23 protein-coding genes and 1 tRNA gene are annotated in these 26487 nt (G+C 62.0%); 17 read left to right on the plus strand and 7 right to left on the minus strand.

Going from position 1 to position 26487, the window contains the following annotated elements:
• Positions 1-32 precede the first annotated feature (32 nt).
• Both atpD and ASD44_RS12055 read left to right on the plus strand, forming a co-directional pair.
• Positions 33-1631: a F0F1 ATP synthase subunit beta gene (gene atpD / locus ASD44_RS12050; protein WP_056112149.1), complete on the plus strand. Its 1599-nt coding sequence runs from the start codon at positions 33-35 to the stop codon at positions 1629-1631.
• Positions 1632-1731: 100 nt separating this feature from the next.
• Positions 1732-2139 carry a F0F1 ATP synthase subunit epsilon gene (locus ASD44_RS12055; protein WP_056112152.1) on the plus strand — a complete coding sequence of 136 codons (408 nt, stop codon included), beginning with the start codon at positions 1732-1734 and terminating at the stop codon, positions 2137-2139.
• Positions 2140-2257: 118 nt separating this feature from the next.
• Here ASD44_RS12055 and uxuA read toward each other — a convergent pair whose 3' ends face one another.
• The 3 genes from uxuA to ASD44_RS12070 all read right to left on the minus strand — a co-directional run bounded on the left by uxuA (position 2258) and on the right by ASD44_RS12070 (position 5992).
• A complete protein-coding gene (gene uxuA / locus ASD44_RS12060) occupies positions 2258-3433 on the minus strand; it encodes a mannonate dehydratase (protein WP_056112154.1) in 1176 nt (391 codons plus the stop codon).
• A complete protein-coding gene (locus tag ASD44_RS12065) occupies positions 3430-4905 on the minus strand; it encodes a mannitol dehydrogenase family protein (protein WP_156459839.1) in 1476 nt (491 codons plus the stop codon). Before ASD44_RS12065 ends, uxuA begins: the two co-directional genes overlap by 4 nt.
• A gap of 427 nt (positions 4906-5332) precedes the next feature.
• Positions 5333-5992 carry a GntR family transcriptional regulator gene (locus ASD44_RS12070; protein ID WP_320409836.1) on the minus strand — a complete coding sequence of 220 codons (660 nt, stop codon included), beginning with the start codon at positions 5990-5992 and terminating at the stop codon, positions 5333-5335.
• A gap of 185 nt (positions 5993-6177) precedes the next feature.
• Here ASD44_RS12070 and dctP point away from each other — a divergent pair, with 185 nt between their 5' ends.
• The 5 genes from dctP (at position 6178) to ASD44_RS12095 (ending at position 12048) form a co-directional block, all read left to right on the plus strand.
• A complete protein-coding gene (gene dctP / locus ASD44_RS12075) occupies positions 6178-7143 on the plus strand; it encodes a TRAP transporter substrate-binding protein DctP (protein ID WP_056112159.1) in 966 nt (321 codons plus the stop codon).
• Positions 7144-7209: 66 nt separating this feature from the next.
• Complete coding sequence (locus ASD44_RS12080) at positions 7210-7785, plus strand: TRAP transporter small permease (protein ID WP_056112163.1); 576 nt, start codon at positions 7210-7212, stop codon at positions 7783-7785.
• Entirely contained in the window at positions 7782-9098 is a 1317-nt protein-coding gene (locus ASD44_RS12085) for a TRAP transporter large permease (protein ID WP_056112165.1), read from the plus strand. The genes ASD44_RS12080 and ASD44_RS12085 overlap by 4 nt, the downstream gene beginning before the upstream one ends.
• Positions 9095-10531, plus strand: coding sequence for a malonyl-CoA decarboxylase (locus ASD44_RS12090; RefSeq protein ID WP_056112168.1), 1437 nt, complete (start codon positions 9095-9097; stop codon positions 10529-10531). Before ASD44_RS12085 ends, ASD44_RS12090 begins: the two co-directional genes overlap by 4 nt.
• Entirely contained in the window at positions 10528-12048 is a 1521-nt protein-coding gene (locus ASD44_RS12095) for a malonyl-CoA synthase (protein ID WP_056112172.1), read from the plus strand. The genes ASD44_RS12090 and ASD44_RS12095 overlap by 4 nt, the downstream gene beginning before the upstream one ends.
• A gap of 203 nt (positions 12049-12251) precedes the next feature.
• On the opposite strand, the gene ASD44_RS12100 is transcribed toward ASD44_RS12095, so the two are convergent.
• On the minus strand, positions 12252-13181 hold the full coding sequence (locus ASD44_RS12100) for an AraC family transcriptional regulator (protein WP_056112175.1): 930 nt from the start codon (positions 13179-13181) through the stop codon (positions 12252-12254).
• A gap of 296 nt (positions 13182-13477) precedes the next feature.
• Between ASD44_RS12100 and ASD44_RS12105 the strand changes: the two genes are divergently transcribed.
• The 9 genes from ASD44_RS12105 to ASD44_RS12145 all read left to right on the plus strand — a co-directional run bounded on the left by ASD44_RS12105 (position 13478) and on the right by ASD44_RS12145 (position 21380).
• The gene (locus tag ASD44_RS12105; protein ID WP_244478834.1) at positions 13478-14857 is read left to right on the plus strand and encodes an extracellular solute-binding protein; all 1380 of its coding nucleotides are present in this window, start codon (positions 13478-13480) and stop codon (positions 14855-14857) included.
• Positions 14858-14999: 142 nt separating this feature from the next.
• Positions 15000-15878: a sugar ABC transporter permease gene (locus tag ASD44_RS12110; protein WP_056112180.1), complete on the plus strand. Its 879-nt coding sequence runs from the start codon at positions 15000-15002 to the stop codon at positions 15876-15878.
• Positions 15875-16708: a carbohydrate ABC transporter permease gene (locus tag ASD44_RS12115; protein ID WP_056112183.1), complete on the plus strand. Its 834-nt coding sequence runs from the start codon at positions 15875-15877 to the stop codon at positions 16706-16708. The genes ASD44_RS12110 and ASD44_RS12115 overlap by 4 nt, the downstream gene beginning before the upstream one ends.
• A gap of 1 nt (position 16709) precedes the next feature.
• Positions 16710-16916 carry a DUF2160 family membrane protein gene (locus tag ASD44_RS12120; protein WP_056112186.1) on the plus strand — a complete coding sequence of 69 codons (207 nt, stop codon included), beginning with the start codon at positions 16710-16712 and terminating at the stop codon, positions 16914-16916.
• Between the two features lie 4 nt (positions 16917-16920).
• Complete coding sequence (locus ASD44_RS12125) at positions 16921-17961, plus strand: NAD(P)-dependent alcohol dehydrogenase (protein ID WP_056112189.1); 1041 nt, start codon at positions 16921-16923, stop codon at positions 17959-17961.
• A gap of 1 nt (position 17962) precedes the next feature.
• Positions 17963-18733 (plus strand): SDR family oxidoreductase, encoded by a 771-nt coding sequence (locus tag ASD44_RS12130; RefSeq protein ID WP_056112192.1) that lies wholly within the window; start codon positions 17963-17965, stop codon positions 18731-18733.
• 67 nt (positions 18734-18800) lie between these two features.
• Entirely contained in the window at positions 18801-19871 is a 1071-nt protein-coding gene (gene ugpC / locus ASD44_RS12135; protein WP_056112196.1) for a sn-glycerol-3-phosphate ABC transporter ATP-binding protein UgpC, read from the plus strand.
• 26 nt (positions 19872-19897) lie between these two features.
• A complete protein-coding gene (locus ASD44_RS12140; protein WP_056112199.1) occupies positions 19898-20626 on the plus strand; it encodes an SDR family oxidoreductase in 729 nt (242 codons plus the stop codon).
• Between the two features lie 25 nt (positions 20627-20651).
• Positions 20652-21380, plus strand: a complete 729-nt coding sequence (locus ASD44_RS12145; RefSeq protein ID WP_056116030.1) for an SDR family oxidoreductase — start codon at positions 20652-20654, stop codon at positions 21378-21380.
• A 331-nt stretch (positions 21381-21711) separates the two neighbouring features.
• On the opposite strand, the gene ASD44_RS12150 is transcribed toward ASD44_RS12145, so the two are convergent.
• From ASD44_RS12150 to ASD44_RS12160, 3 genes are all read right to left on the minus strand, one after another.
• The gene (locus ASD44_RS12150; RefSeq protein WP_056116033.1) at positions 21712-23187 is read right to left on the minus strand and encodes a protein adenylyltransferase SelO; all 1476 of its coding nucleotides are present in this window, start codon (positions 23185-23187) and stop codon (positions 21712-21714) included.
• 589 nt (positions 23188-23776) lie between these two features.
• Positions 23777-23853: transfer RNA gene (locus tag ASD44_RS12155), tRNA-Arg, on the minus strand.
• 95 nt (positions 23854-23948) lie between these two features.
• Positions 23949-25112 (minus strand): M20 aminoacylase family protein, encoded by a 1164-nt coding sequence (locus ASD44_RS12160; RefSeq protein WP_056112202.1) that lies wholly within the window; start codon positions 25110-25112, stop codon positions 23949-23951.
• Between the two features lie 191 nt (positions 25113-25303).
• Between ASD44_RS12160 and ASD44_RS12165 the strand changes: the two genes are divergently transcribed.
• Complete coding sequence (locus ASD44_RS12165; protein ID WP_056116036.1) at positions 25304-26485, plus strand: D-alanyl-D-alanine carboxypeptidase family protein; 1182 nt, start codon at positions 25304-25306, stop codon at positions 26483-26485.
• Positions 26486-26487: the final 2 nt, after the last annotated feature.

Here is a 26487-nt window from a genome sequence, read left to right on the forward strand (position 1 = left end):
GAGAAACAAAGGACGAGAAAAGGGTAAGGACGATGGCGAAAGCAGCGACCCCAAAAGCGGCAGCACCGGCCAAGGCGGCAGCACCTGTGAAGATGGCCGTCAAGGCCCCCGCCAAGGCAGCCGCGCCGGCTAAGGCCGCGCCGGCCAAGAAGGCCGCGGCTCCGGCCAAGGCCGTGGCGGCAAAGAGCGGTTCGGCGACGCGCGTAAAGGCGACGGGAGCCGCCGGCAAGGTCCGCCAGGTCATCGGCGCCGTTGTCGACGTGCAGTTCGACGGCCATCTGCCGGCCATTTTGAACGCGATCGAAACCGAGAACGTCGGCAACCGGCTGGTTCTGGAAGTCGCCCAGCATCTCGGTGAAAACACCGTGCGCTGCATCGCCATGGATTCCACCGAAGGCCTCGTGCGCGGTCAGGCCGTCTATGACACCGGCGCTCCCATCACCGTTCCGGTCGGCCCTGGCATGCTCGGCCGCATCATCAACGTCATCGGCGAGCCGGTCGATGAGGAAGGCCCGGTCGATGCGACCGAGAGCCGTTCCATCCACCAGCCGGCCCCGACCTATGTCGAGCAGTCGACGGAAGCGCAGATCCTGATCACCGGCATCAAGGTCCTCGACCTGCTGGCTCCTTACGCCAAGGGCGGCAAGATCGGCCTGTTCGGCGGCGCCGGCGTCGGCAAGACCGTGCTGATCCAGGAACTGATCAACAACATCGCCAAGGCGCATGGTGGTTACTCGGTATTCGCTGGCGTCGGCGAGCGCACCCGCGAGGGCAACGACCTTTATCACGAGTTCATCGAATCCGGCGTCAACAAGAAGGGCGGCGGCGAAGGTTCCAAGGCCGCGCTCGTCTATGGCCAGATGAACGAGCCTCCGGGCGCCCGCGCCCGCGTCGGCCTCACCGGCCTGACGGTCGCCGAATACTTCCGCGATCAGGGCCAGGACGTGCTGTTCTTCGTCGACAACATCTTCCGCTTCACCCAGGCGGGTTCGGAAGTGTCGGCGCTGCTCGGCCGCATTCCTTCGGCTGTGGGCTATCAGCCGACACTGGCCACCGACATGGGCCAGTTGCAGGAGCGCATCACCACCACCACCAAGGGTTCGATCACCTCGGTGCAGGCCATCTACGTGCCCGCCGACGACTTGACTGACCCGGCGCCGGCGACGTCCTTCGCCCATTTGGACGCGACGACGACGCTCAACCGCGCCATCGCCGAAAAGGGCATCTACCCGGCAGTCGATCCGCTCGACTCCACCTCGCGCATGCTCGACCCGATGGTCGTCGGCGAAGAGCACTACCAGGTCGCCCGCCAGGTGCAGCAGACCCTTCAGCGCTACAAGTCGCTGCAGGACATCATCGCCATCCTCGGCATGGACGAGCTTTCGGAAGAGGACAAGCTGACGGTCGCACGCGCCCGCAAGGTCGAGCGCTTCCTGTCGCAGCCCTTCTTCGTCGCCGAAGTCTTTACCGGCGCGCCGGGCAAGCTCGTCGACCTCGCCGACACCATCAAGGGCTTCAAGGGCCTTGTCGCCGGCGAATACGACCACCTCCCCGAGGCCGCCTTCTACATGGTCGGCACCATTGAGGAAGCGGTCGAAAAGGCGCAGAAGCTGGCCGCGGAAGCGGCGTAACAACGGCAATCGGCAATAGGGAGTAGGCAGTCGGGTAGAAACGGGGTTCGGAGATGCATTGTGCGATTGCCGACTGCCCACTGCCGACTGCCTGAAAAACATGGCTGAAGCTTTCCAATTCGAACTCGTCTCCCCCGAACGCCTGCTCGTCTCCGAGCAGGTCGAGTCGGTCGTCATTCCGGGCGCCGAGGGCGAGATGACCGTCATGGCCAACCATGCGCCGGTGATGACCACGATCAAGCCCGGCGTCGTGACCGTGAAGGCCGTCGGCGGCCAGGAAGAACGCTATGTCGTGTTCGGCGGCTTCGCCGACATCCTGCCTTCGGGCTGCACGCTGCTGGCTGAATCCGCCGTCGCGGTGAAGGACATCGACCGCGCCGACATCGCCCGCCGCATCCAGGAGGCGCGGGAAGACGCAGCCGACGCCAAGTCCGACGAACACCGCACCAAGGCCGAGCAATTCCTCGACCAGCTCACCACGCTGGAAGGCGCGATCCTGCCGGCGTAAGCATTTCCGGCAAGCTCCCTATCGAATGCAAAAAGCCGGGCATCTGCCCGGCTCTTTTGTAAGCGACGCCCACAATGGACGCGTTGTCACCGTGTGCAGGGGACGTCGCCCAACTCGTTCAACTCAACGCCTCCACCGCCCGCATCACGCCGCGCAGTTCCGCCAGACCTTTGAGCCGGCCGATCCAGGTATAGCCTGGGCTTCGGCCGCCGCCGACATCGTCGGTCAGCGCGTGGCCGTGGTCGGGCCGCATCGGCAGCTCCCAGTCGGTGCGGCCCGCCGCCTTGCGCCGCCGCTCCTCGGCAATCAGCACCGAGACCACCGCAACCATGTCGGTATCGCCGTCGAGATGTTCGGCTTCGTGGAAAGAGCCGTCCGGTTCCTTGGTGACGTTGCGCAGGTGAACGAAATGGATGTCGCTGGCGAACTCCTTCGCCATGGCGACCAGATCGTTGCCGCGCCCCGCCCCGTAGGAGCCGGTGCAGAAGGTCAGCCCATTGGATGGTGACGGACAGGCAGCCAGCAGCCGTCGCGCGCCGTCCGCGCCGGAGACGATGCGCGGCAGGCCGAACAGCGAAAAGGGAGGATCGTCGGCATGGATCGCCATCTTGACGCCCGCCTCCTCCGCCACCGGCACGATTTCGCGCAGGAAAGCGGCGAGATTTTCGTGCAAGCCGTCGGCCGTGATGTCGCGATACTGGTCGAGCGTCCTGCGGAAGCTGGCGCGGTCGAAGACAAATTCCCGCGCCGGCACCCAGCCTATGAGGTTCTGTTCCAGCTTCGCCTTGTCGCTCTCGCTCATCGCGGCAAGCCGCTTTCGCGCCGCTTCGATGCGCTCAGCCGGATGGTCGGCCTCGGCGCCCGGTCTTTCGAGGATCAGCACATCATAGGCGCAGAAATCGATCATGTCGAAACGCAGCGCCGTGCCGCCATGGGCCATCGGATAGAAAAGGTCCGTCCGCGTCCAGTCGGTGATCGGCATGAAATTATAGCAGACAATGCGGATACCGGCCGCCCCCACCGCGCGGATCGAGGCTTTGTACTTGTCGATCAGCTCGCGGAAATTGCCCGTACGGGACTTGACATTCTCATGCACGACGATGCTTTCGACCACATCCCAGGTCAGCCCCGCCGCTTCGATCTCCCCCTTGCGCCGGGCGAGTTCATCCGCCGGCCAGGCGCGCCCGTCATTGAGGTGATGCAGCGCGCTGACGACGCCGACAGCGCCGGCCTGCCGCACATGCGCCAGCGTTACCGGATCGTCCGGCCCGAACCAGCGCCAGGTCTGTCTCATGCAACCCTCCCCTTTTCAGCCAGGACGGCCAGGACGGCCGTTGGTCCGTCGCGCCGCAGCCTGTCGAGATGCGCCGCGGTCAATTCGATGAGTCTGTCCCGCCCGGCCCGGTCCCTGGCAAAACCTGCAAGGTCGAAAACGGCCCGAGCCATCTCTGTCGCAGGCAGATGCCGTCCGGCAAGGGCTGAAAGCGGTTCGTCGAGAGGGTCGGTGAATTGGCCGCGCAGTGTCCCTCCGCGCATCTCGCAGGCGGTGATCCAGGCGGCGACGGCGAGCATGAGGTGATCCGGCGATGCGCCTGCCTCAAGCGTGTCCAGCGCCGAGCCTAGAATACGCTGCGGCAGCTTCTGGCTGCCGTCATTGGCAATCTGCGCCGTGCGGTGGGCGAGCGCCGGATTGGCATAGCGGCGCGCCAGCTGCCGCGTATAGCCCTCCGTATCGAGCCCGGCCGGCAGCGTCGGAATGGCTTCCGCCCAAAGCCCATCGACGAAGGCCCTGATATGCGGATCGGCGAAGGCGCGGTCGACCGTTTCATGCCCGCTGAGCAGGCCGAGATAGGCGATGGCCGAATGCGACCCGTTGAGCAGCCTGAGTTTCATATCCTCGTAGGCGCGCACATCCGCGACCATGGTGGCGCCGAACCGTTCCCAGGCCGGCCGGCCCTGCGGGAACCGATCCTCGACCACCCATTGGCAGAAGGGCTCGGTCATCACCGGCCATGCGTCTTCCACGCCAAGCAGCGAAGAAAGCCGCGCCCTGTCCGTTTCGGTCGTCGCCGGCACGATGCGGTCGATCATGCTGGATGGAAACGCGACATCTTCTGCAATATGGCGCGCCAGACCGGCGTCCCTCAGGCTGGCGAACTCGCTCAGCAGTGCGTGCAACGTCTCACCATTGGCAGGAAGATTGTCGCAACTCAGCACAGTAAGGGGCGGTATGCCCGCTTTCCGCCGCCGCGCCAGCGCCTCGGCGAGAAATCCGTGCGCAGTTCTCGGCGCACCAGGATTGGCAAGGTCGTGGACGATATCGGGATGTGTCATGTCCAGCCCGCCACCGGCCGCCCGCAGATAGGCTTTTTCGGTGATCGTCAGCGTGACGATGCGAACGCCGGGATCGGTAAGGACGGCCAGCAATGCCTCGGGGTTCTCAGGCGCCACAAGCAAGGACAGGATCGATCCGACGACCCGCAGCCGCTCCCCCTCTCCGTCGCGAACCGCCAGTGTGTAAAGCCCGTCCTGCGGGCCGAGCGCATCGCGTGTGTCAGCGCTGCGCAGCGACGCGCCGACAATGCCCCAGTCCGTTTCGCCGGCGGCCAGGCAATCGTCGACATAGACGGCCTGATGCGCACGGTGAAAGGCGCCGACGCCGAGATGGACGATGCCCGGCCGAATAAGCGCGCGCTCGTAAGCCGGCTTTGCCACGTCGGCTGGCAGCGTGGAAAGCGTTCGGCTCGACAGGCGTTCAGGAGACATCGGCAATCCAGAAAATCGACATTGACATGGCACTGGACGCTCTGGAGCCGCGAATGCGTGGTGATCCCGACAGGAATCGACCTGTGACCTACAGATTAGGAATCTGCGGCTAACCCGCGCAAAACATGGAAATTTACATCCAATGTCGCGCCCATGTCGCACTATTGGAAAAACATCGCTTCGGCAATAGCCATCTCGCCGGCATCATCCGCAACTCGCGGCAGATATCCTTGATCCCTGGACAAGCGAAAGCCGACGCATCTTCGCAATCGTCTCCACAACATCCAAAACAAATGCCTCCGATAAAACCGAAGGCAGTGTGACAACCCTGCGTTTACAGGGGTCCTTTCTGGACGCGGGTCACCCCTGAAACGGGGTCCTTGTTCCAAGCCGAAACACAGTTAAGCGAATGGAGCAATGCTGCCCACTACTCAGCCGCCGCGCGATTTATGGATGTCAAAAGATCGCCGAACCGCTCACCTTGTACGGCAACATGTGCATAGGCTCGAGATGCAGAGAGATTGCCATCACCGTTGAGCAACGCGTCGACAATGGCCTCATGCTCACCGAGCGACGTCTTCATGCGATTGCGAACCCGCAATTGCAGGCGTCGGAAAGGCGCCAACCGTCGGTGCAGCGCCATTGCCTGGTCGGCGATGAACGCATTGCCCCCGGCGATGTAGATCGCACGATGAAACCGTTCATTTTCGTAATAATATGCGTCCGTATCGCCAGCGTCGGCAGCGCGCCGACAGGCTTCGAGCGTCGTCTTCAGCTCGGCCTCGTCCGAAACCAGCATCCGGCGTGCGGCGGAGCGGGCGCAGATCGCTTCGAACTCGGCCATCAATTCGAACATTTCAAGCAATTGTTTTGGATCGGGGGCGCTGACCACCGCACCGCGATGACGACGATGCTCGATCAGGCCGGCGATCGACAACTGCTGCAAAGCTTCACGGATCGGCGTTCGAGACACACCAAAGCGTGCAGCAAGTGAGGCCTCATCGAGACGCTCCCCAGGTTGCAGGGCGCCGGTGGCGATTTCCTCTTCGATTTGGGCCTTCAGGCGATTCGACTGATTGATCTTCATTCAACGACAATGGCTTGTTTGCGCGCTTCTCGCAAGTAACGTTGAGCAATACAGCATAAATTGCATACAATCCAATTGACAATGCGTACAGAAGGCTCTCAACTGCCGGCTTGTCGGCTGGAGGGCCGAAACCCAGGGAGGAAATATTGCGACACTTCATTCAAGCGCTTTGCCTATCCACGGCGATGATCGTCGGCGGTTTTGCAGTTACGGACGCTTCAGCAACGACCATTCTCAAGGCTTCGCATCAGTTTCCGGGGGGCAAGGGCGATATCCGCGACGAAATGGTGCAGATCATTGCCCGCGAGGTCGCGGCCGCGAATGTCGATCTGGAAATTCAGGTGTTCCCCGGATCGTCGCTTTACAAGCCGAACGACCAATGGAACGCGGTCACGCGCGGACTGCTCGACATGACATCCTTCCCGCTGGACTACGCCTCCGGGCGGCATCCGGAATTCTCCGCGACGCTGATGCCGGGTCTCGTTGGCAACGCCGACCGTGCCCTGCGGCTTAATGATTCCGATTTCATGAAGGACATCAAGAAGATCGTCGACGACGCCGGCGCGATGGTGATCGCCGATGCCTGGCTTTCCGGCGCATTCGCATCCAAAAAGGGCTGCATTACTTCGCCCGATACGATCAAGGGCCAGGTGATCCGCGCGGCTGGTCCGGCCTTCGAGGAGATGCTGGTCGCAGCGGGCGCATCGATTTCGTCGATGCCTTCATCCGAAATCTACACTGGAATGCAGACCGGCGTTCTCGATGCGGCGAACACCTCGTCGGCGAGTTTCGTCTCCTACCGGCTGTTCGAGCAGGCCAAGTGCCTGACGGCTCCCGGCGAAAACGCGCTCTGGTTCATGTACGAACCGGTGCTGGTTTCGAAGAAGGTCTTCGAAGGGCTGACCGGGGAACAGCAAAAGGCGATCCTTGCGGCGGCCGACAAGGCAGAGGCCTTTTTCAATGAGGAAGTGCGCAAGGGCGACCAGATGATGATCGACGCCTACAAGAAGGCGGGCGTCGAAGTCGTCGAGATGTCGAAGGCCGATTATGATGCCTGGCTCGAAATCGCCAAGCAGTCCTCCTACAAGAAGTTCGCCGAGAAGGTCCCGGGCGGCGACAAGCTGATCGAGAAGGCTCTTGCCGTGCAATGAGCGCACCAGGGACGGCGGCGGCGCCAAGATCCGCCGTCACCCGGTCTCATCTGCGAGGACGTCTGGATGATGAACATATATATCAAGGCGGTCGGCGCGCTGTCGCGCGCGCTCGCGGTCCTCTCAACGCTCCTGATCGTCGCCGCGATGCTCGTGGTGTGCCAGATGATCCTGATGCGCTATATATTCCGTCTTCCGACGATCTGGCAGACGGATTTCGTCATCTTCTCCGCGACCGCCGCGATGTTTCTCGGGGCGCCTTACGTGCTGTTGAAGGGCGGCCATGTCGGCGTGGACGTGGTCGAAATGCTGGTCGGAGACCGAGCCCGGCTGCGCCTCAAGCTCCTCGGCAGCGTGCTGGGCCTCGCGTTCTGCGTGATCATGCTCGCGGCGACCTGGGTGCAGTTCCATGATGCATGGGCTGGCAACTGGAAGCATTCCAGCGTCTGGGCTCCGCCGCTCTGGGTGCCGCTGGCAGCCCTGCCGATCGGCTTTGCCGCGCTCTGCCTCCAATATGTCGCTCAGATCCTGGTTCTCGTGACGACCGGCGTCGTGCCGGATGAAAGTCATGCACCGGTTGCCGAAATCCCCGTGATCGACGGTCCCGATCCGAGAACCCTTCTCAAGGAGGCCAAGCGATGAGCCCGACACTCGCCGGACTGATGATCATCGCCAGTCTTTTCGTGCTTCTTGGAACAGGCATGCCGATTGCCTTTGCGCTGGGCCTCGCGGCTTTCGGCGCACTCTACCTGCAGAGTGGGGCGGCGATCTTCTACATACTCGGCGACACCGTGTTCTCGGGCATCGCTAATCTGGCCTACGTGTCGATCCCGATGTTCGTGCTGATGGGTGCAGCGGTCGCGTCCTCGCCTGCGGGATCGGACCTCTACACCGCGCTCGACCGCTGGCTGAACCGTGTTCCTGGCGGGCTTGTTCTGTCCAATATCGGCGCCTGCGCCATCTTTTCCGGCATGACCGGATCATCCCCGGCGACATGCGCTGCGATCGGCAAGATGGGCATCCCGGAGATGCTGAAACGTGGATATCCAACGACTGTCGCCACCGGCTCGATCGCCGCGGGCGGCACCCTCGGCATTCTCATCCCGCCGTCCGTCACGCTGATCGTCTACGGCATTGCGACGGAAACCTCGATCGGACGCCTGTTCATGGCCGGCGTTGTTCCCGGTATCATGCTGACGATCATGTTCATGATCTGGGCGGTGATCGACTGCAGGCGCAAGGGCTTTGAGCTAGACGCCCGTGCGGTCCGTTACACGCTGCGGGAGAAGCTCTCCGCTTTGCCACGCGTGCTGCCGTTCCTGCTCATCATCGCCGGCACGCTCTATGTCCTTTACGGCGGCATCGCCACCCCTTCGGAGGCGGCCGGTGCGGGCGCGTTCCTCACGCTGGCCGTGGTGGTTATCGCCTACCGTCTGTTCCGGGCGCGACCGATCGCCAAAATCTTTGGCTCAGCCATGCGCGAGAGCGTCATGATCATGATGATCATGGCCGCCGCCGAACTCTTCGCCTTCGCACTGTCATCGCTGTTCATCACTCAGACGGTTGCCGGCGCGATTGGTGGCATGGATGTGAACCCGTGGGTCCTGATGCTGGTCATCAACGTGTTCCTGTTGATCTGCGGCATGTTCCTGCCGCCGGTCGCCGTCATTGTGATGACGGCGCCGATGCTGTTTCCAATCGTCACACAAGCCGGCTTCGACCCATACTGGTTCGCGATCATCCTGACGATCAACATGGAAGTCGGACTGATCACGCCGCCCATCGGCCTCAATCTCTTTGTCATCAACGCCATCGCCCCGACAATACCGACGAAGGACATTCTGTGGGGGGCGCTGCCCTATGTGCTGGTCATGTTCCTGGCAATCCTCATTCTATGCATCTTCCCCGACATCGCCACCTGGCTGCCCAACCAAATGCTGGGGGACGTCCAATGAATACGACCTCCTTCTTCGGCGACATGCTGCTGACGATTGCCGATCGGGGCAGGCGATTTCTGTCGTTCGGCCCTGCGCGCGAGACTCGCGGCAATCCGCTCGGCTCTATCGAGGTCCAATGCGAGGCGCTGCTGACCAGCCGTGGCGAGGCGTCTGGCATGGCGCTGGCCAAGGACATTCTCGACCGGTGGCAGGCTTTCGACACGGACAAGCAGCGTGACTTCATGCGCATGCTGGTCGCGCGGTTCGGGCCGAGGAGCGAGCGTCTGGAAGCTGCGATCGATGCTTACCGCGCAAGCCGGAGCCCGAAGGCGCTGCTCGAACTGCATCACGCCGCCGAGCCTCGTCGCCAGGAGCTGATCCGACGGCTGAACCTCGCGCCGAACGGCATCGCCACGCTGGTCAGAATGCGCGAGGTCCTGCTGGGGCTGAAGGCGAAGGACCCGGACCTCGCCGCGGTCGATGCGGATTTCGCCCATCTCTTCGGCTCGTGGTTCAACCGCGGTTTCCTGGTGCTGCGGCCGATCAGCTGGTCGACGCCAGCCGATATCCTTGAAAAGATCATTCGCTACGAAGCGGTGCACCACATTGGCGGCTGGGACGAGTTGCGCAGACGCCTCGCCCCGGAGGACCGCCGCTGCTTCGCCTTTTTTCACCCGCAACTCATCGACGAGCCGCTGATCTTCGTCGAGGTGGCGCTGACCCGCGACATACCCGCGGGCATCGGCGACCTGCTGAGCGAGGATCGCGCGCCGATCCGCGCCACCGAGGCGACGACGGCGGTTTTCTATTCTATCTCCAACTGCCGGGAAGGTCTTCGCGGCATCTCCTTCGGCAACTTTCTCATCAAGCAAGTCGTCGAGGACCTGCGACGGGAATTGCCCGGGCTCGATACCTTCGTGACGCTCTCGCCGGTGTCCGGCTTTGCCGAATGGCTTGAACGCGAGCGGCGGACGGAGGCATCCGATGCACTGTCGCAGGCCGACAATGCCGCTCTGGCAAGGCTGAACGAGCCTGGGTGGGCGGACAACCACGAAGCCGTGGCGGCGATACAGCCGGTGATCACAGCCGCCGCCGCCCGGTATTTTCTGAGGTCGAGGCTGACCGACGGTCGTCTGCCGGACCCTGTCGCCCGGTTCCATCTCGGCAACGGGGCCCGCCTGGAGCGCATCAATTTTCTGGGCGACCGCTCGACACGGGCCATGAAGCAGGCTCATGGCCTCATGGTGAACTACCTCTACAAACTCGATGACATCGAGGTCAATCACGAGGCCTTCGCCGATAAGGGCGAGGTGGTTACCACCGCGGCGATCCGGCGCATGGTTCCGCCGGCGAAACCCTCGCGCAGCCTATCCCTTCCTGCGAAGGCCTCGGCCGATCCGCAAGACGACGCGCCGGCAAAGACGAAAGGTGCTACGGAGTTTACAGCATGAGCAATCATCTTTTCGACGCGATCCGCGCGGCGGCGGTCGCCGATGCATCTTTCATTGAAACGCCCGCGGGCAGGACATGGACCTATGCAGACATGCTGGCTGTCTCCGGCCAGTTTGCGGCGGCGCTCAAAACGCTGGGTGTGCGACCGGGAGACCGCGTTGCCGTCCAGGTCGAGAAGAGCCCCGAGGCACTGATGCTCTATCTCGCCTGCATTCGCGCCGGAGCGATCTACCTGCCGCTGAACACTGCCTACACGCTTGCCGAGCTCGACTATTTCATCGGCGATGCCGAGCCGCGGCTGGTGGTCGTCGCGCCGGAGGCGCGGGCTGGCATCCTGTCCGTCGCCGGCCGTCACGGCGCCCATGTCGAGACCCTAAGCGAGGCCGGAGACGGCTCTCTGCGCGAACTGGCCCGGAATGAGAATGCCGACTTTGTCGATGCCGATCGCGGTCCTGACGATCTGGCGGCCATCCTTTATACATCGGGGACCACGGGACGCTCCAAGGGTGCGATGCTGACCCATGATAACCTGCTGTCCAACGCCGTGACGCTGCGGGATCATTGGCGCTTCACCGGCGCGGATCGTCTTATCCACGCGCTTCCGATATTCCATACGCATGGACTGTTCGTGGCTTCGAACGTCGTCCTGCTCTCCGGAGCGTCGATGTATTTTCTCCCCAGGTTCGATGCGGATGAAGCCCTGCGCCTGATGAAGTCGGCGACGGCGATGATGGGCGTGCCGACCTTCTACGTGCGTCTTCTTCAGAATCCCGGGCTCACCCGGGAGACCGCCTCTGGCATGCGTCTCTTCATCTCGGGTTCCGCGCCTCTGCTTGCCGAAACGCACCGAGCCTTCGCGGAAAAGACCGGACACGCCATCCTCGAGCGCTACGGCATGACCGAAACCAACATGAACACGTCCAATCCTTATGCCGGCGACCGCGTTGCCGGCACTGTCGGCTTCCCTTTGCCCGGCGTCTTGCTGCGGGTGGTCGACCCGGACAGCGGCGATCAACTCCCCGACGGCGAGACCGGCATGATCGAGGTGCGCGGACCGAACGTGTTCAAGGGCTATTGGCGCATGCCCGAAAAGACCAGGAGCGAATTCCGCGAAGACGGCTTCTTCATCACAGGTGATCTCGGCAAGATCGATGAGCGCGGCTACGTCCACATTGTCGGCCGCGGCAAGGACCTCGTCATTTCCGGCGGTTACAACATTTATCCGAAGGAAGTGGAGAACGAGATCGACCAGATGCCGGGAGTTGTCGAAAGCGCCGTCATCGGCGTGCCTCATCCCGACTTCGGCGAAGGCGTCACCGCGCTCGTTGTATGTAAACCCGGCGCAACGCTGGACGAGAGGACCGTTCTCGAAGGGCTGAAGGATCGGCTTGCCCGCTACAAGCAACCCAAGCGTGTGATCTTGGTCGATGAACTGCCGAGAAACACGATGGGCAAGGTGCAGAAAAATGTCCTGCGCGAAAGCTACGCCACCCTTTATAACGCGGTAAATGCCTGAAAATGCCGAGGCGGGCCCTGCAATTGAAAGATGAGGCGGACCGCAGATCGCATATATAGGCGCCGTCGCGTTGTTCCCCCTGGCGAGATACCAGCGCAGCAGCCTGTTCATCGAGCCTGCTTCGTCGATCTTCACCGACCGGCCCTAGTGGTTTATCCGTTCAGAGCCGGATCAATTGTGTACAAGCAAGCCCCTGACAGCGGTTACTCGCCGCCACTTGCCTGATCGGTTGCGGTCTGAGGCAATGGATCGGCTCTGCGGTTTGTAGACAGTTTCCGGTATCTTGATGGCGTCATGTTGTGATGGCGCAAGAACACCCGGTTGAAATTCGACAGATTGCGATAGCCCGCCTCAAAGCAGATGTCCGTTATCGGCAGATCCGTTTCGGCCAGCAGCTGGCTGGCCTTCCAGATGCGCAGCTTGTTGACGTGGTCGGTGAAGCTGTGACCGCTGTTCTTTTTGAAGAAGCGCGAGAACGCGCTGTCGCTCATGCCTGCCATTTTCGCCATGTCAGGCAACCGGATATCTTCCGAAAGATTGGCGAAGATCTGCGCGAAGACCTTTTGCAAGGCTTCCAGCGAACCATACCTCAGGTCCGGTATATAGGCTTCCGACGACAGGACATCATAGTCCTCGGTCCCTCGCATCAACGACAGCAGCGACAGGAAGGTAGAAAGCCGCAACGGGCCCGTCTGAAACTCCATGTCGAGTATCAGCGCTTCCGCCTCAGCGCGCGCTTGGCCTTTCAAGGCCAGTCCTCGCTGAGCATGGGTCAGGAACTCGCGAAACCCAGCCAGTTCCGGCAGGAAGACCGATGCCTGCTCAAGCTTGGCTGGCAAAAACTGGATGACGATGTCGCGTCCGGGGATGCGCTCATCCGGTCCGAGAGGCGTGACCCAGTCGTGTGGCAGATTGCTGCCGATGATCGAAATATGGCCCGGGCCGAACGCGCCGACATGATCACCGGCAAGCAAGATACCACTGGCATTGGCGATATAGTGGATTTCTACCTCCGGGTGGAAATTCCAGACGTTGCGCTCCCACGGATAGTCGTCCCGGCGCCATAGAAACGTCTCGTCGGCGCCGGTCAGAACATATTCAAATCGCGCAGCGGTCGGCGAAATCACGGACAAGGCGGGCGCTCTCCCGTATTGGTTAACGGCATGATGCCGCGCCAACGATCGACAATTTATTGTGCAATGCACACAAAATTCATGCGCAAACGCGGCCTCTCACGCATAATAGTATCAGTATGATGCAACGCCCGCGCTTGTGTCTACGCTTTGTTTCCACAAATCTTAGGGACCGCTCGGCGTCTCGGAGGAGAATTAAGAGCCGCCTGGCCGGACCAATTCTTGCGATCAGATGGAGGAGAACAGTGAACAGTTTCGTCAAAGCCGCGGGCGCCGGCTTCATCGCGCTTGGCCTATTGAACTCGACCGCGCTTGCCCAGGATTCCTGGTGGAAGACGGCCGCGCAGCCGCTTCAGGGCGCAACCATCCGCGGCATTTCGGAATCGACGCCCGCGTCGAAATATGTCGAGCAGGTCCTCGGCCCGAAGTTCACGGCGGAGACCGGCATCAAGGTCGAGTTCGAGGCGACGTCCTGGGACCAGATGTACGACAAGGCGATCAAGGACATGGAAGCCAACACCGGCATCTATGACTTCGTCTATATCGAACAGGATATCGTCTACACCTATCTCGCCCGCAACTTCCTTGTCGATATCACGAAGTCGCTGGCCGACAATCCGAAGATCGCTTCGCCGGACTTCAAGCCGGACAATTTCACCACCTTCTTGAACTACTTCAAGGATCCGAAATCGGGCGACGTCATGGGCGTCCCGATGGAAGCATTCATCAAGCCATACCTCTACCGCAAGGATCTGTTTGACGATCCGGCGATCCAGAAGGCGTACAAGGATGCCACCGGCGCGGATTTGAAGCCGGCGACGACCCATGAGGAATACACCCAGATCGCCAAGTTCTTCACCGAATACGGCAAGGACAAGGAACTGTGGGGTTCGACCGTCCAGGCGGCGTCGAGCCATCCGGCCTCCTTCTACGAGTTCTTTGAATCGATCGCTCCGACCTTCGGCGTCTACAATTGGGGCATTGACGGCACGACCTTCGCCGCCTCGGTTGCCAATGGCGGCCAGATGAACTCCGATGCAGCCAAGAAGGCATTGAACTACTGGGTCGGCCTGCTGCAATACGCGCCGCCGGAATCGACCTCATCGACATGGGACGAAGTGGCCGGTTCGTTTGCCGCCGGCCGTGCAGCCCAAGGCCTGGTCTACGGCGAGAACGCGGCCTGGATCGCAACCGACGCCAACAAGTCGACCGTCGTCGGCAAGGTCGGCGTGGCGCTGCCTCCGGTCGAGCCGGGCGTGATGGAGGCAGCCGAAGCCGGCAAGGGCTATATCGGCTACTACGATGGCGGCGCGTTCGGCATCCCGCACTCGTCCAAGAACAAGGACGCGGCACTGCTGTTCCTGCAGTATATCGGGCAGCCTTCGGTGCAGACCGACTGGGCGCTGGCCGGTTCGCGCATCGTCATGAACTCGACCTACGACGATCCCAAGATCGTCGAGCAGGACAAGGCGATGAACGGCTACTATTCGCTGATGCGTGAAGACGGCAAGCTCTTTGCCGGTGCACCGCCCTACCCGTTCCACGCTCAGGTCCTGCAGGTCGCAGCACCCTTCATCTACAAGGCGATCGTCGGCGAGATCAAGCCGGACGAGGCACTCGACCAGGCCGCCGCCGCTGCCGAAGCCGAACTTCAAAAGCTCGGCTACCGCAAGTAAAGACCGCACCTCCCGGCGGTTGGCGGTCGCCTCCAGCGAGGCGGCCGCCCCTCTCACCGATCGCGGCCCGCAGCCCGCGAATTTCACTGGTCCGCGACGACGCCTCAGAACGACCTGCAAGAACGACCTGACGGAGCGCCCCATGAGACAATCCAATGTTGGATGGCTGTTTCTCGCACCAGCCTCGCTGATCCTGTTCGTGGTCGGGTTCGTTCCCTTCCTCTACATTCTCTATGTCGGTTTCTTCGACTGGAATACCAACGCCGTCGATCCAGGTTTGCGCTGGGCCGGGCTGCAGAACTATCGCAGCCTGGTTTTCGACCCGACGTTCCTGAACTCCCTGACGCGCACGCTGGTCTTCGCATTCATCGTCGTCGTCAGTGAGCTGTTATTGGGCTACGTGCTCGCCCGTGCACTGATGGCTGACCGGCTGCCCGGCCGGCAGTTCTTCCGCACCATCCACACGCTGCCGATCGTTGTCGCGCCGATCGCCGTCGGCGCCACCTGGCGGCTGCTTTGCGTCCCAGGCCTCGGCATCCTTCCCCACTACATGAAGCTTTGGTTCGGGATCGACTACAACATCTCGACCAACGCCTATCACGCATTCGGCACGGCAATCCTGATGGACATCTGGCACTGGACCCCGTTCGTCACCTTGTCTTTGATGGCCGGCTTGACGGCCCTGCCGAAGGAGCCGCTCGAGCAGGCGCAGATCGACGGCGGCAACAAGCTGCAGATCTTCTGGTACGTCATCGTGCCGATGCTGAAGCCGGTCTTGCTGACCACGGTCTTCATACGCCTGATGGATGCGCTGCGCTCGGTCGACGAAATCTGGATGCTGACCAAGGGCGGCCCCGCCGAGGCGACGCGCTTCATCGGCCTGCATATCTGGATCAACGTCTTTCCCAAGACCGACTACGGCTATGGCGCGGCCATGTCGCTTTTGACGCTTTACGTAACGATCGTGCTGAGTTGGCTGCTGTTCGTCGCCATGACGGGTCGCAAGGGAGGCGCACAATGAGACGGCTCGGGTTAGGTTCAACGCTGCTATGGATCGGCCTCAGCATTCTGACGCTGCTTCCGGTCTGGTGGATGCTGGTCGTCTCCATGCGTCCGCGCGTAAAACTCTATTCGAAGTCGTTCGTCATCGACGATTTCTACTGGGACAATTTCCGCGCGGTTCTCGGCAACTCGACCTTCCTGCACTACCTGTGGAACTCAATGATCGTCGCGACATCGAACGCCGCGCTGGTCTGTACGCTCGGCCTGCTCGCCGCCTTCGGACTGTCGCGTTACAAGATCGCCGGCGGCGACAATGTCTTCTTCTGGCTGATCACCAACCGCATGGCTCCGCCCGCGGTGTTCCTGCTGCCGCTCTTTTTGCTGTTCACCAAATGGTTCGTCTTCGGCGACTTCATGCTGTTCGACACCAAGATCGGCCTGATCCTGCTCTACTGCGTCTTCAATCTGCCCTTTGCCATCTGGCTGCTGAAGGGAATGCTCGACGGCATTCCGCCCGAGCTTGACGAGGCAGCACGCGTGGATGGTGCGACGACGAGCCAGATCCTGTTCCAGCTGATCCTGCCGCTGGCGCGGCCGGGCCTGGCCGTGACGTTTATCCTGACCTGGATATTCGCGTGGAACGAATATCTGTTCGCGGCCACCCTGACGTCATCATCCTCGGCCCGCACGGTGACCACCGCGCTGGCGGAATATGTCTCGGTCACCGGAACGAACTGGGGTGAAATGGCCGCGATGGCGTTCCTGACAACGCTCCCGGCTCTGATCGTACTGGGCTTTGTCCAGAAGCACATTGTCACCGGCCTGACATTCGGCGCCTTGAAAGGATAAGATGATGGCTGGCGTTCAACCGCAAAAGCCCGAACGCGATGGTTTCCTGCCGATCAGGACCAACGGATTCGACCGCGGCTTCATCTCCGTCGTCATCCTGATCCTGGTGCATCTCCTGTGGATGCGTTTCGTCGAAGGCGTGTTGCCCCTGTGGGTCGCGACAATCCTTTGTCTCGCGCTGGCCGCGTTCATTATCCGCAAGGGCTGAAGACATGAGATCGCTCGTTCTCGAACGCAAAGGCGAACTGACCATTCGCGACCTCGACCCGAAGGAGACACTGCGGCCAACTGACGTGCGGATCGCCATCAAGACGGTCGGCGTCTGTGGATCCGACGTCCACTACTACACCCACGGAGCGATTGGACCGTTCGTCGTGCGTGAGCCGATGATCCTGGGGCATGAAGCCGCCGGCGTCGTCGAAGAGGTCGGCAGCGCGGTCCAGAACCTGAAGGTCGGCGACCGGGTCTGCATGGAGCCTGGCATTCCCGACCCACAAAGCCGGGCATCGCGGCTTGGCCTCTACAATCTCGATCCCGCTGTCCGCTTCTGGGCGACCCCGCCGATCCATGGCGTGCTGCGGCCAAGCGTCATTCATCCGGCAGCCTTCACCTTCAAGCTGCCGGACAATGTCTCCTATGCCGCCGGCGCCATGGTCGAGCCGCTGGCCGTCGGTTTTCAGGCGATCTCCAAGGCAAGGCTGACGCCGGGTGCGATCGCGCTGGTTACCGGGGCTGGACCGATCGGCATGGTGACCGCGATAGCGGCGCTGTCGGCCGGTTGCGCCAAGGTGATCGTGACCGATGTCGTCGATGACAAGCTGGCCGTGGCGCGCAAGCTCGGCCCAGCCATCTCGACCGTCAATGTCCGGTCGCAGGATCTTAAGTCGGTCATCGCCCGCGAGACCGACGGATGGGGCGTCGATGTCGTCCTGGAATGCTCGGGCGCCGCGGAGGTCATTGCCGACACGGTCAATCACGCATCGCCGGGTGGCGCCATCGTCTTCGTCGGCATGCCATTGAAGCCGGTGCCGCTCGACATCGTCGTCGCGCAGACCAAGGAACTGCGCCTCGAGAACGTGTTCCGCTACGCCCATGTCTACCCGCGCATCGTCGCGCTGCTGGGCTCGAACCAGATCAACGTGGATGCACTGATTACCGACACCTACGCCTTCGAGGATTCGGTCGCAGCGTTCGACTACGCCGTGCGGCCCAAGCCGTCCTCCGTGAAAATCCAGATCGAGCTCGAGAGGTAGCATGTACCTGCGGAAATTCGATTTGAGCGGAAGGGTCGCAGTTGTCACCGGCGCCGGCCGCAACATCGGCTACGCCTGCGCCGACGCACTGTCGGAAGCCGGCGCTCATGTCGTGCTGACCGACCTCGATGAGAAGCTCGGCCAAGCGGCGGTTTCGAACCTCGCCGCGATGGGCCGCAAGGTCGAATTTCGTCGTCTCGACGTCACTGACCCCGACGAAACAGACCAGGTGGCGGCCAGCATCGCAGCCAGGCTGGGTCGCGTCGATATCCTGGTCGCCAATGCCGGCATTTCTTCGCACAGCCCGGCCGAGGAGATGTCGGATGCGGACTGGCTGAAGGTCACAAACGTCAACCTCAACGGCGTGTTCTGGAGCAATCGCGCCTTCGCCAACCTGATGCTGAAGGCGGGCAAAGGCTCGATCGTCAATATCGGCTCGATGTCCGGCATCATCGCCAACCGGCCGCAGCCGCAAGCGAGCTACAATGCCTCGAAGGGTGCCGTCCACATGCTGACGAAATCGCTCGCGGCCGAATGGGCCGAGCGCGGCGTGCGCGTTAACGCGGTTGCGCCCACCTATATCGCGACCGACATGACGAGGAACGCCGCCGACAAGACCGGATGGGACAAGGACTGGTTGGACATGACGCCGATGAAGCGCATGGGCGAGGTCGAAGAAATCGCCTCTGTCGTCCTGTTCCTGGCCTCCGATGCCGCCAGCCTTATGACCGGCAGCATCGTCGTTGCGGATGCCGGATACACATCGTGGTGAAGTTGAACGTCCAACCCGTGCCGACTGCACGGCGGATACACCGTCACAGCTGACTGAGGATTGAACCATGGCCACAATCGAACTCGACCAGGTCGATAAGCACTACGGCTCCTATCATGCACTGCGCAACATCTCGTTCGAAATAGCCGACGGTGAATTTCTCGTCCTGGTCGGTCCTTCCGGTTGCGGCAAGTCCACGCTTTTGCGATCGCTCGCCGGCCTCGAGGAGATTACCAGCGGTACGATCAAACTGGGCGGCAATCGGGTCGACAATATCGCCGCCAGGGATCGTGACGTGGCGATGGTATTCCAGAACTATGCGCTTTATCCGCACATGACCGTGCGGGAGAACATGGCCTTCGCGCTCAAGTTGCGCGGCGAGACCCTGACGTCTCGCAACGCCAAGGTCGACAAGGCTGCCGAGATGCTGCGGCTGACGGCCTATCTCGACCGATATCCGAAGGCGCTCTCCGGCGGCCAGCGGCAGCGCGTCGCGATGGGGCGGGCGATGGTTCGCAGTCCCAAGGCGTTCTTTTTCGACGAGCCGCTGTCGAACCTGGACGCGGCGTTGCGCGTCGACATGCGTTCCGAGATCAAAGCTCTCCACCAGCGCCTCGGCGCTACGTCCGTCTATGTCACGCACGACCAGATCGAAGCCATGACGATGGCGGACCGCATCGTCGTGCTGCGCGACGGCAAGGTGGAGCAGATCGGTGCGCCACTGGAGCTCTACGACAAACCTGCAAACACCTTTGTCGCCGGCTTCATCGGATCGCCGGCGATGAACATGCTACCGGCCACCATCGATGTCTCGCTCAAGACAGCACGACTGGCCGACGGATTGGCCCTGCCGCTTCCATCAGGAACGCGGGCCAAGAGCGGCCAGGAGGTGATCTACGGGATTCGTCCCGACCAGTGGAGCCTGTCGAAGGGCGATACGGGCGTGCCGGCGATCGTCGAATTGATCGAGCCAACCGGGGCCGAAATCCTCGTGGCTGCCCAACTCGCGGGCAAGCGGGTCTTGTGCGCCTTTCGCGAGCGCCACGCAATAAAGCCGGGCGACCAGATTCGGCTCAAGGTCGATCCGGTCGCGGCTCACGTGTTCGACAGGCAAACCGGCCAACGGATTGCACCCTGAGCAACCGGCATCGGAAGGATCAACTTGTGTCCGACTTTACAGGAAAAACGGTCATCATAACCGGCGCCGGCAAGGGCATCGGCCGCGCTTGCGTCGAACTTCTGACCCATCGTGGAGCAAGAATAGTCGCCTTGTCCCGTTCGCAGGGCGACCTGGATGACCTGGCGGCAAAATTCGGCGCAGCCACAATATCTGTCGATCTTGCTGACAATGCAGCAGCACGAGCCGCCATGACGAAGGCAGGGTTGGCAGACGCGCTGATCAATTGCGCGGGAACCAACGTGCTCGAAAGCGTTCTAGAGATGACGGAAGAGGGCTATGAGCAGGTGCTGGGCATCAATTTGCGCGCCGCGCTGATCTGTGCCCAGGAGTTCGCGCGGGCTCGCCTTACAATCGGCGGCGGCGGCGCGATCGTCAATGTGACATCGATTGCCGGCCATCGCGGTTTCGTGGATCACGTGGCCTATGCCGCCTCAAAAGCGGGGCTGGAGGGTGCGACACGCGTCATGGCCAAGGAACTCGGTGCCTACGGGATCCGGGTCAATGCCGTGGCGCCCACGGTTACCATGACCGAGCTTGCCGCCCAGGCATGGTCCGAGCCTTCCAAGCGTGACCCGATGATTGTGCGCCACCCGATGGCGCGCTTCGCAGCGGTCGACGATGTCGCGCGGTCGATTTCACTGCTCCTTTCCGAGGATGCGCCGATGATCAATGGGGCGGTCCTGCCCGTTGACGGTGGCTTCCTTGCTGTCTGAAGAAATCAAAAGGCGAGACAAGACGATGACCAAACCACTTGAAGGAAAGATCGCCGCGGTAACCGGCGCAGCGTCCGGCATCGGGCTGGCGACGACCCGGGCCCTGGTCGACGCCGGTGCGAAGGTTGTCATGGTGGACTACAACAGCGATGCGCTGGACAAGCTTTCCGCCGAGATCGGACCCGCTGTAGTCACACAGGTCACCGATCTTCTCGACGCCGCAAGTTGTGCTGCCATGGTCCCGGAAATTCTGGCGAAGGTCGATCACATCGACATCTTTCACTGCAATGCCGGGTCCTACATCGGCGGCGATCTTGTCGACACCGATACGGCGACAATCGACCGGATGCTCAATCTCAATGTGAATGCCGTCATGAAGAATGTCCGCGACATTGTTCCCCATATGATCGAGCGTGGGACCGGGGACATTTTGGTCACATGTTCGGTCGCCGGCCACGCTCCAATCCATTGGGAGCCGGTTTATTCAAGCTCCAAATGGGCGATCACCAGCTTCGTCCAGATCATGCGCCGGCAGCTGAACAAACATGGCATCAGGGTCAGCCAGGTCTCCCCCGGCCCGGTCGTATCCGCGCTTCTGGCCGACTGGCCTGCCGAAAACCTCGCCAAGGCAAAAGCCAATGGCAGCCTGATCGATCCTTCAGAGGTCTCCGACGCCATCATCTTCATGCTGACCCGCCCGCGAAACGTCACGATCCGGGACATGGTCGTTCTGCCGACAAACTTCGACGTGTAGGTATGATGGCCGCCCCAACGCGGACGTTCTACTTTCCATCCTGACAGGACCTCCCGCCCGGCTGGTAGCAAAGGGATACACGCCGGCAGAGTTGGGGGCCGGGAACGGACTGTCCGCTACATCGGCGCAGACAGCGACGAAAACCGCGTCCATCGACCGCACCGAGGCAGCTATCCTCGCCCGACTTTCACCTCCATGGGCTCCCGGGCGTTGGTCGAGAACTGGAACGACGTTGCCGGACCGATTTCACCCCGTCCGGTTGTGGCCGTGATTCGCAACACGCTGCCGTTCCACACCCGCCCATTCTGACCTGCATCAATAGTTGCAAGGGTTACGTTCCGCAAAATGTCTGCAGCACGCGCTCTTCGTGAGCGGGCGGCTGCGCGTATTCCTCCACCTCGGGCTGCTCGTCGAACGGCCGGGCCAAGACGGTGAGCAAGCTCCGGAACGGACCAAAATTGCCCTCGGACGCACCAGCGATGGCCGCTTCGACGCGGTGATTGCGCGCTATAAATTTTGGGTTGACGGCGCGCATCCGTACGGCGCGGTCAGCTGCTTTTTCCGGGCCGTGTGCCAGCCGTTGGCGCCAGCGCGTCGCCCAGTCGTCAAAGGCGGTGGGGTCGATGAAGTGGTTGCGTACTGGCCCGGGACCATCTGTCTCATGGGCGAGATCGCGAAATGTAAGGGTGAAATCGGCACCGTTGTGCGCCATCAGTTCGAGCAGTTCGGCGGCAAGGTCAAGGTCGCCCGGCTCTTCGGAAAACAGTCCGATCTTGTGCCGGACGCCTTCATGAAACGCTGCCTCGTAGCGCGCCTGGAAGGATCCGATCGCGGCTTTGGCGTTCTCGAAGCCCTCGTCGCCTCCACTTGCGCCATGGCTCAGGATCGGCAGCAGCGCTTCGGCCAGCCGTGCCAGGTTCCAAACTGTGATGCGGGGCTGGTTGACATAGGCGTAGCGGCCCTGGCGGTCGATGGAACTGAAAACGGTGGCCGGATGATAGGCATCCATGAACGCGCATGGACCATAATCGATCGTCTCCCCGGAAATCGCCACGTTATCGGTGTTGAGGACGCCATGGATGAAGCCGACCAACATCCACTGTGCGACGAGCTTCGCCTGTGCCGCGACCACGGCGTCGAGGAGACCGACATAGGGATTCGGTGTATCCGCCAGATGCGGGTAGTGCCGCACGATTGCATAGTCGGCCAATGCCCTGAGGCCGGCGATGTCGTCCCGCGCGGCAAGGAACTGAAACGTGCCGATGCGGATATGGCTGGCTGCGACGCGTCCTATGAGCGCGCCCGGTAGCTTGGTTTCGCGATAGACCTCATCACCAGTGGCGATCAGCGACAGCGTTCGCGTGGTGGGAATCCCGAGTGAGTACATCGCCTCGCTGACGATGTACTCGCGCATCATCGGGCCAAGCGCTGCGCGTCCGTCCCCATTGCGTGAAAATCGGGTTGGACCGGACCCCTTCAACTGAAGGTCGCGCAGGCGGCCGTTTGTATCGAGCAATTCTCCCACCAGGAGGGCGCGACCGTCTCCAAGCTGCGGCACGAAATTGCCGAATTGGTGGCCTGCATAAGCCTGCGCGATCGGACGTACGCCAGCGGGAAAGCGATTGCCTGCCAGCAGTTCGATGCCGTCGGAAGTGCGTAGCCAGTCCGCGTCGAGACCGAGTTCGGCCGCGAGCTTTTCGTTCAACTCAAGGAGGCGGGGCGCTGACACCGGAGAGGGGTCCGTGTGCGCATAAAGCCGCTCCGGGAGGTCAGAGGCATAACTGTGCTGGAACCGGGCGCTGCGCATGACATCCTGGGGCTGGTTCGCGATACCACCTACATAGGCATGCCGCAGGCCGGTGGCCAGCAACTCCTGTGAAGGTCCAGCGGCTGGGCGATCCTTTGACCGAAATGCCCTGATCGCGTGCGATAGCCGGGCGAAGCAGGAGATCAGGCGCGTTAGGCGTCGGCCTTCTGGATAGCGGAGAGCTTCCACTCGCCCCCGTTCTTCCGCACGAAGGTCCAAAGCTCTACTGTCCCGGTCGGCTCTATACACGACTTCAGGGAAAATTGGCCGCCACCGGCCACCTGCTTTCAACAAGCTGACAGCTTCATCGACAGCCCATCGTCATGGCCGGCATCCGCAATAGCCATGCAGCCCCTCCCCGCCAGAAGGAAGCGATCCTGCCCGAGGACCTCCTGGAAATTTCATAGTAGATCGACACCTCTCAAGGCATTCCAGTGGTGTTTGATTGTTGCCTGCTAGACCCTAGTTCCAACTTGGCTACCGTAAGGTGTCCCTACGTTCTTCCGCTGTCGCGTCATCGATCCGACAGAGGAGCTCCGCTCCTTCGAAAAGAAGCAAGGCACAAACTATTGAAAGGAAATGAAAATCTTGGTGATCCCGGCAGGAATCGAACCTGCGACCTACAGATTAGGAATCTGCCGCTCTATCCTACTGAGCTACGGGACCACGCGGCGCACACATAGCCGCTTCTTGATGCTTCGCCAAGACCGGCTGCCCCAGACTGTGTGCCCTGACCGACGCGCTGGTAGACCGGTCGGCCCTCAGGCGGCCAGCGCCGTCTCGGCCAGCTTGACCCAGTAACTGACGCCATGCGGGATCGCCTCGTCGTTGAAGTCGTAGGCGGGGTGATGCAGCCCGGCCGACGGACCGTTGCCGACGAAGATGAAGGCGCCCGGCCGCGCTTCCAGCATGTAGGAAAAATCCTCGCCGCCCATCAGCGGCTGGATTTCGCGGTGCACCTGCGCATCGCCCGCGACCGTCGCCGCGATGTCGCCGGCGAAGACCGTCTCTTCCGGGTGGTTGAAGGTGACGGGATAGTTGTCATTGTATTGCACGTCGATCGTCGCGCCGAAGGCAGCGGCGATGCCGGCGCAGATGTCACGCATCCGCTGCTGCGCCGTCTTGGCGATCTCCTTCTTCAAGGTCCGCACCGTGCCGGCGATCTCGGCCGTCTCGGGAATGACGTTGTAGGCGTCGCCGGCATGGAACTTCGTCACCGACACGACGACGGACTCGATGGGATCGACCGTGCGGGACGCGATCGTCTGCAATGCGCCGACCAACTGGCTGGCGGCGACGATCGGGTCAATCGTGCCGTTCGGCATGGCGGCATGGCCGCCCCGCCCCCTGACCGTGATCGTGAACTCGGCCGTCGCAGCCATCACCGCGCCCGGGCGGATCGCGAACTGGCCGACCGGCAGGCCGGGCATGTTGTGCATGCCGAACACCTTCTGGATCACGAACCGGTCCATCAGGCCGTCCTTGACCATTTCATTGCCGCCGCCGCCGCCTTCTTCGGCCGGCTGGAAGATCACCGCCACCGCGCCGGAGAAATTGCGGGTCTCGGCGAGATACTTGGCGGCTCCAAGCAGCATCGCGACATGGCCGTCATGGCCGCAGGCGTGCATCTTGCCCGGAACGGTCGAGGCATAGGGCTTTCCGGTAATCTCGTTGATCGGCAGCGCATCCATGTCGGCGCGCAGGCCAACGGTCGCCCCATCGCCGCGCCGGCCCCTGATGAGCCCGACGACGCCGGTCTTGCCGAGGCCCGTAACCACATCGTCGCAGCCGAACGCCTTCAGCTTCTCCTCAACGAAGGCAGCCGTCTCGAAAACATCGAAGCCCAGCTCGGGCGACTGGTGCAGATGACGCCGCCATCCTGCGATTTCTTCCTGCATTTCGGCGGCGCGGTTCAGGACAGGCATCTCTACACTCGCTGTTCGGCAGGCCGTTCGGCCCGCAACATCTCAATCGTGATCACCCGGCACTTTGCCATGTTGACGTCACATAGGCTAAATAGCACCGGTATGACGGCCAGGAGGACGCCAACGATGATCCGTGGCCAAATCTTACGGAGCCCAGGGTAACTACGGCAAGAGCGATTTCGGATTTCATGATGAACTACAGGCGTTCCTTCAAGTCCATGGCTGCCGCCATAGCGGTGTTTTTGGCCGTGGCCGGTCCGGCGCTGGCCAATCCGTCTATCCTCTTCGACCTCAAGAGCGGGCAGGTCATTTCGCACACCGACGCCTTCAAGCGCTGGTATCCGGCGTCGCTGTCGAAGCTGATGACCGCCTATGTCACCTTCCGCGCCATCGAAAGCGGCGAGGTGAAAGTTGATTCGCCCATCAAGATGACCAAACACGCCGCCGCCGAGCCGCCATCCAAGATGGGGCTAAAGCCGGGAACCGTCCTGCGCCTCGACACTGCCCTGAAGATCATGCTGGTCAAATCGGCGAACGACATCGCCATGGCCATCGCCGAGAACCTCGGCGGTTCGCAGCCGGCATTTGCAGCGCGCATGAATGCCGAAGCGAAACGGCTGGGTATGGACGGCACGCATTTCGTCAATCCCAACGGGCTGTTCTCGCCCGAGCAGTACACCACCGCGCGCGACCTCGCGCTTTTGGTCACGGCGCTGCGCCGGGATTTCCCGCAGTACAACCCCTGGTTCTCGATCGAAGGCCTCGCCTTCGGCAAGAAGACGATCCCGAACTACAATCTTCTGGTCGGCCGCTATCCGGGCGCCGACGGCATGAAGACAGGCTTTGTCTGTTCCTCCGGCTTCAACCAGATCGGTTCGGCCACCCGCAATGGTCGCACGCTGGTGGCGGTGATCCTCGGCGAGCAATCGGCGGTCAGCCGCGCCGAAGCCGCCGCACGCATGCTGGATGTCGGCTTCGCCGTTCCAACCTCGGGCACCACCACGGTGGCCACGCTGCAGACCTATGGCGACACGACATCGGTCAACGATATGCGGTCCGAGATTTGTGAAAAGAAGCCGGTCGAGGAACAGTCGGAGGCTGTCGCAATGGGCGACAAGGACGCGCCGAAATCGCCATATCAGCAGAAGCTGCAGCATCCGACGCTGGTGGCTGTTGCCATCGGGGGCGCGACCGGGCCGGTGCCCAAGGCAATGCTCGACCAGGCCGGCAATGAATACGCCGACGTGCCGCTTCCGATCTGGCGGCCCGACCTGCCGCCGCCGCCCGGCGCCGAGCCTGTTATTCCGGGCGTGACCGCCGCCGCGCGTGGCGAACAGGCCGACGCCAAACCGGCGCTGCGCGGACTGTACTAGCC

The sequence above is a fragment of the Mesorhizobium sp. Root554 genome (genome assembly GCF_001427025.1).
Classification (GTDB): domain Bacteria; phylum Pseudomonadota; class Alphaproteobacteria; order Rhizobiales; family Rhizobiaceae; genus Mesorhizobium.

Bases quoted from the DNA above. Each gene is read 5' to 3' on its own strand.
- ASD44_RS12085 (WP_056112165.1), top strand. From the start codon at position 7,782: ATGAGCCCGACACTCGCCGGACTGATGATCATCGCCAGTCTTTTCGTG.
- dctP (WP_056112159.1), top strand. From the start codon at position 6,178: ATGATCGTCGGCGGTTTTGCAGTTACGGACGCTTCAGCAACGACCATT.
- ASD44_RS12120 (WP_056112186.1), top strand. From the start codon at position 16,710: ATGATGGCTGGCGTTCAACCGCAAAAGCCCGAACGCGATGGTTTCCTG.
- ASD44_RS12115 (WP_056112183.1), top strand. From the start codon at position 15,875: ATGAGACGGCTCGGGTTAGGTTCAACGCTGCTATGGATCGGCCTCAGC.
- ASD44_RS12125 (WP_056112189.1), top strand. From the start codon at position 16,921: ATGAGATCGCTCGTTCTCGAACGCAAAGGCGAACTGACCATTCGCGAC.
- ASD44_RS12090 (WP_056112168.1), top strand. From the start codon at position 9,095: ATGAATACGACCTCCTTCTTCGGCGACATGCTGCTGACGATTGCCGAT.
- ASD44_RS12110 (WP_056112180.1), top strand. From the start codon at position 15,000: ATGAGACAATCCAATGTTGGATGGCTGTTTCTCGCACCAGCCTCGCTG.
- ASD44_RS12070 (WP_320409836.1), bottom strand. From the start codon at position 5,992: ATGAAGATCAATCAGTCGAATCGCCTGAAGGCCCAAATCGAAGAGGAA.
- ASD44_RS12150 (WP_056116033.1), bottom strand. From the start codon at position 23,187: ATGCGCAGCGCCCGGTTCCAGCACAGTTATGCCTCTGACCTCCCGGAG.
- ASD44_RS12080 (WP_056112163.1), top strand. From the start codon at position 7,210: ATGATGAACATATATATCAAGGCGGTCGGCGCGCTGTCGCGCGCGCTC.
- ASD44_RS12130 (WP_056112192.1), top strand. From the start codon at position 17,963: ATGTACCTGCGGAAATTCGATTTGAGCGGAAGGGTCGCAGTTGTCACC.
- ugpC (WP_056112196.1), top strand. From the start codon at position 18,801: ATGGCCACAATCGAACTCGACCAGGTCGATAAGCACTACGGCTCCTAT.
- ASD44_RS12160 (WP_056112202.1), bottom strand. From the start codon at position 25,112: ATGCCTGTCCTGAACCGCGCCGCCGAAATGCAGGAAGAAATCGCAGGA.
- ASD44_RS12095 (WP_056112172.1), top strand. From the start codon at position 10,528: ATGAGCAATCATCTTTTCGACGCGATCCGCGCGGCGGCGGTCGCCGAT.
- atpD (WP_056112149.1), top strand. From the start codon at position 33: ATGGCGAAAGCAGCGACCCCAAAAGCGGCAGCACCGGCCAAGGCGGCA.
- ASD44_RS12145 (WP_056116030.1), top strand. From the start codon at position 20,652: ATGACCAAACCACTTGAAGGAAAGATCGCCGCGGTAACCGGCGCAGCG.
- uxuA (WP_056112154.1), bottom strand. From the start codon at position 3,433: ATGAGACAGACCTGGCGCTGGTTCGGGCCGGACGATCCGGTAACGCTG.
- ASD44_RS12055 (WP_056112152.1), top strand. From the start codon at position 1,732: ATGGCTGAAGCTTTCCAATTCGAACTCGTCTCCCCCGAACGCCTGCTC.
- ASD44_RS12065 (WP_156459839.1), bottom strand. From the start codon at position 4,905: ATGTCTCCTGAACGCCTGTCGAGCCGAACGCTTTCCACGCTGCCAGCC.
- ASD44_RS12165 (WP_056116036.1), top strand. From the start codon at position 25,304: ATGAACTACAGGCGTTCCTTCAAGTCCATGGCTGCCGCCATAGCGGTG.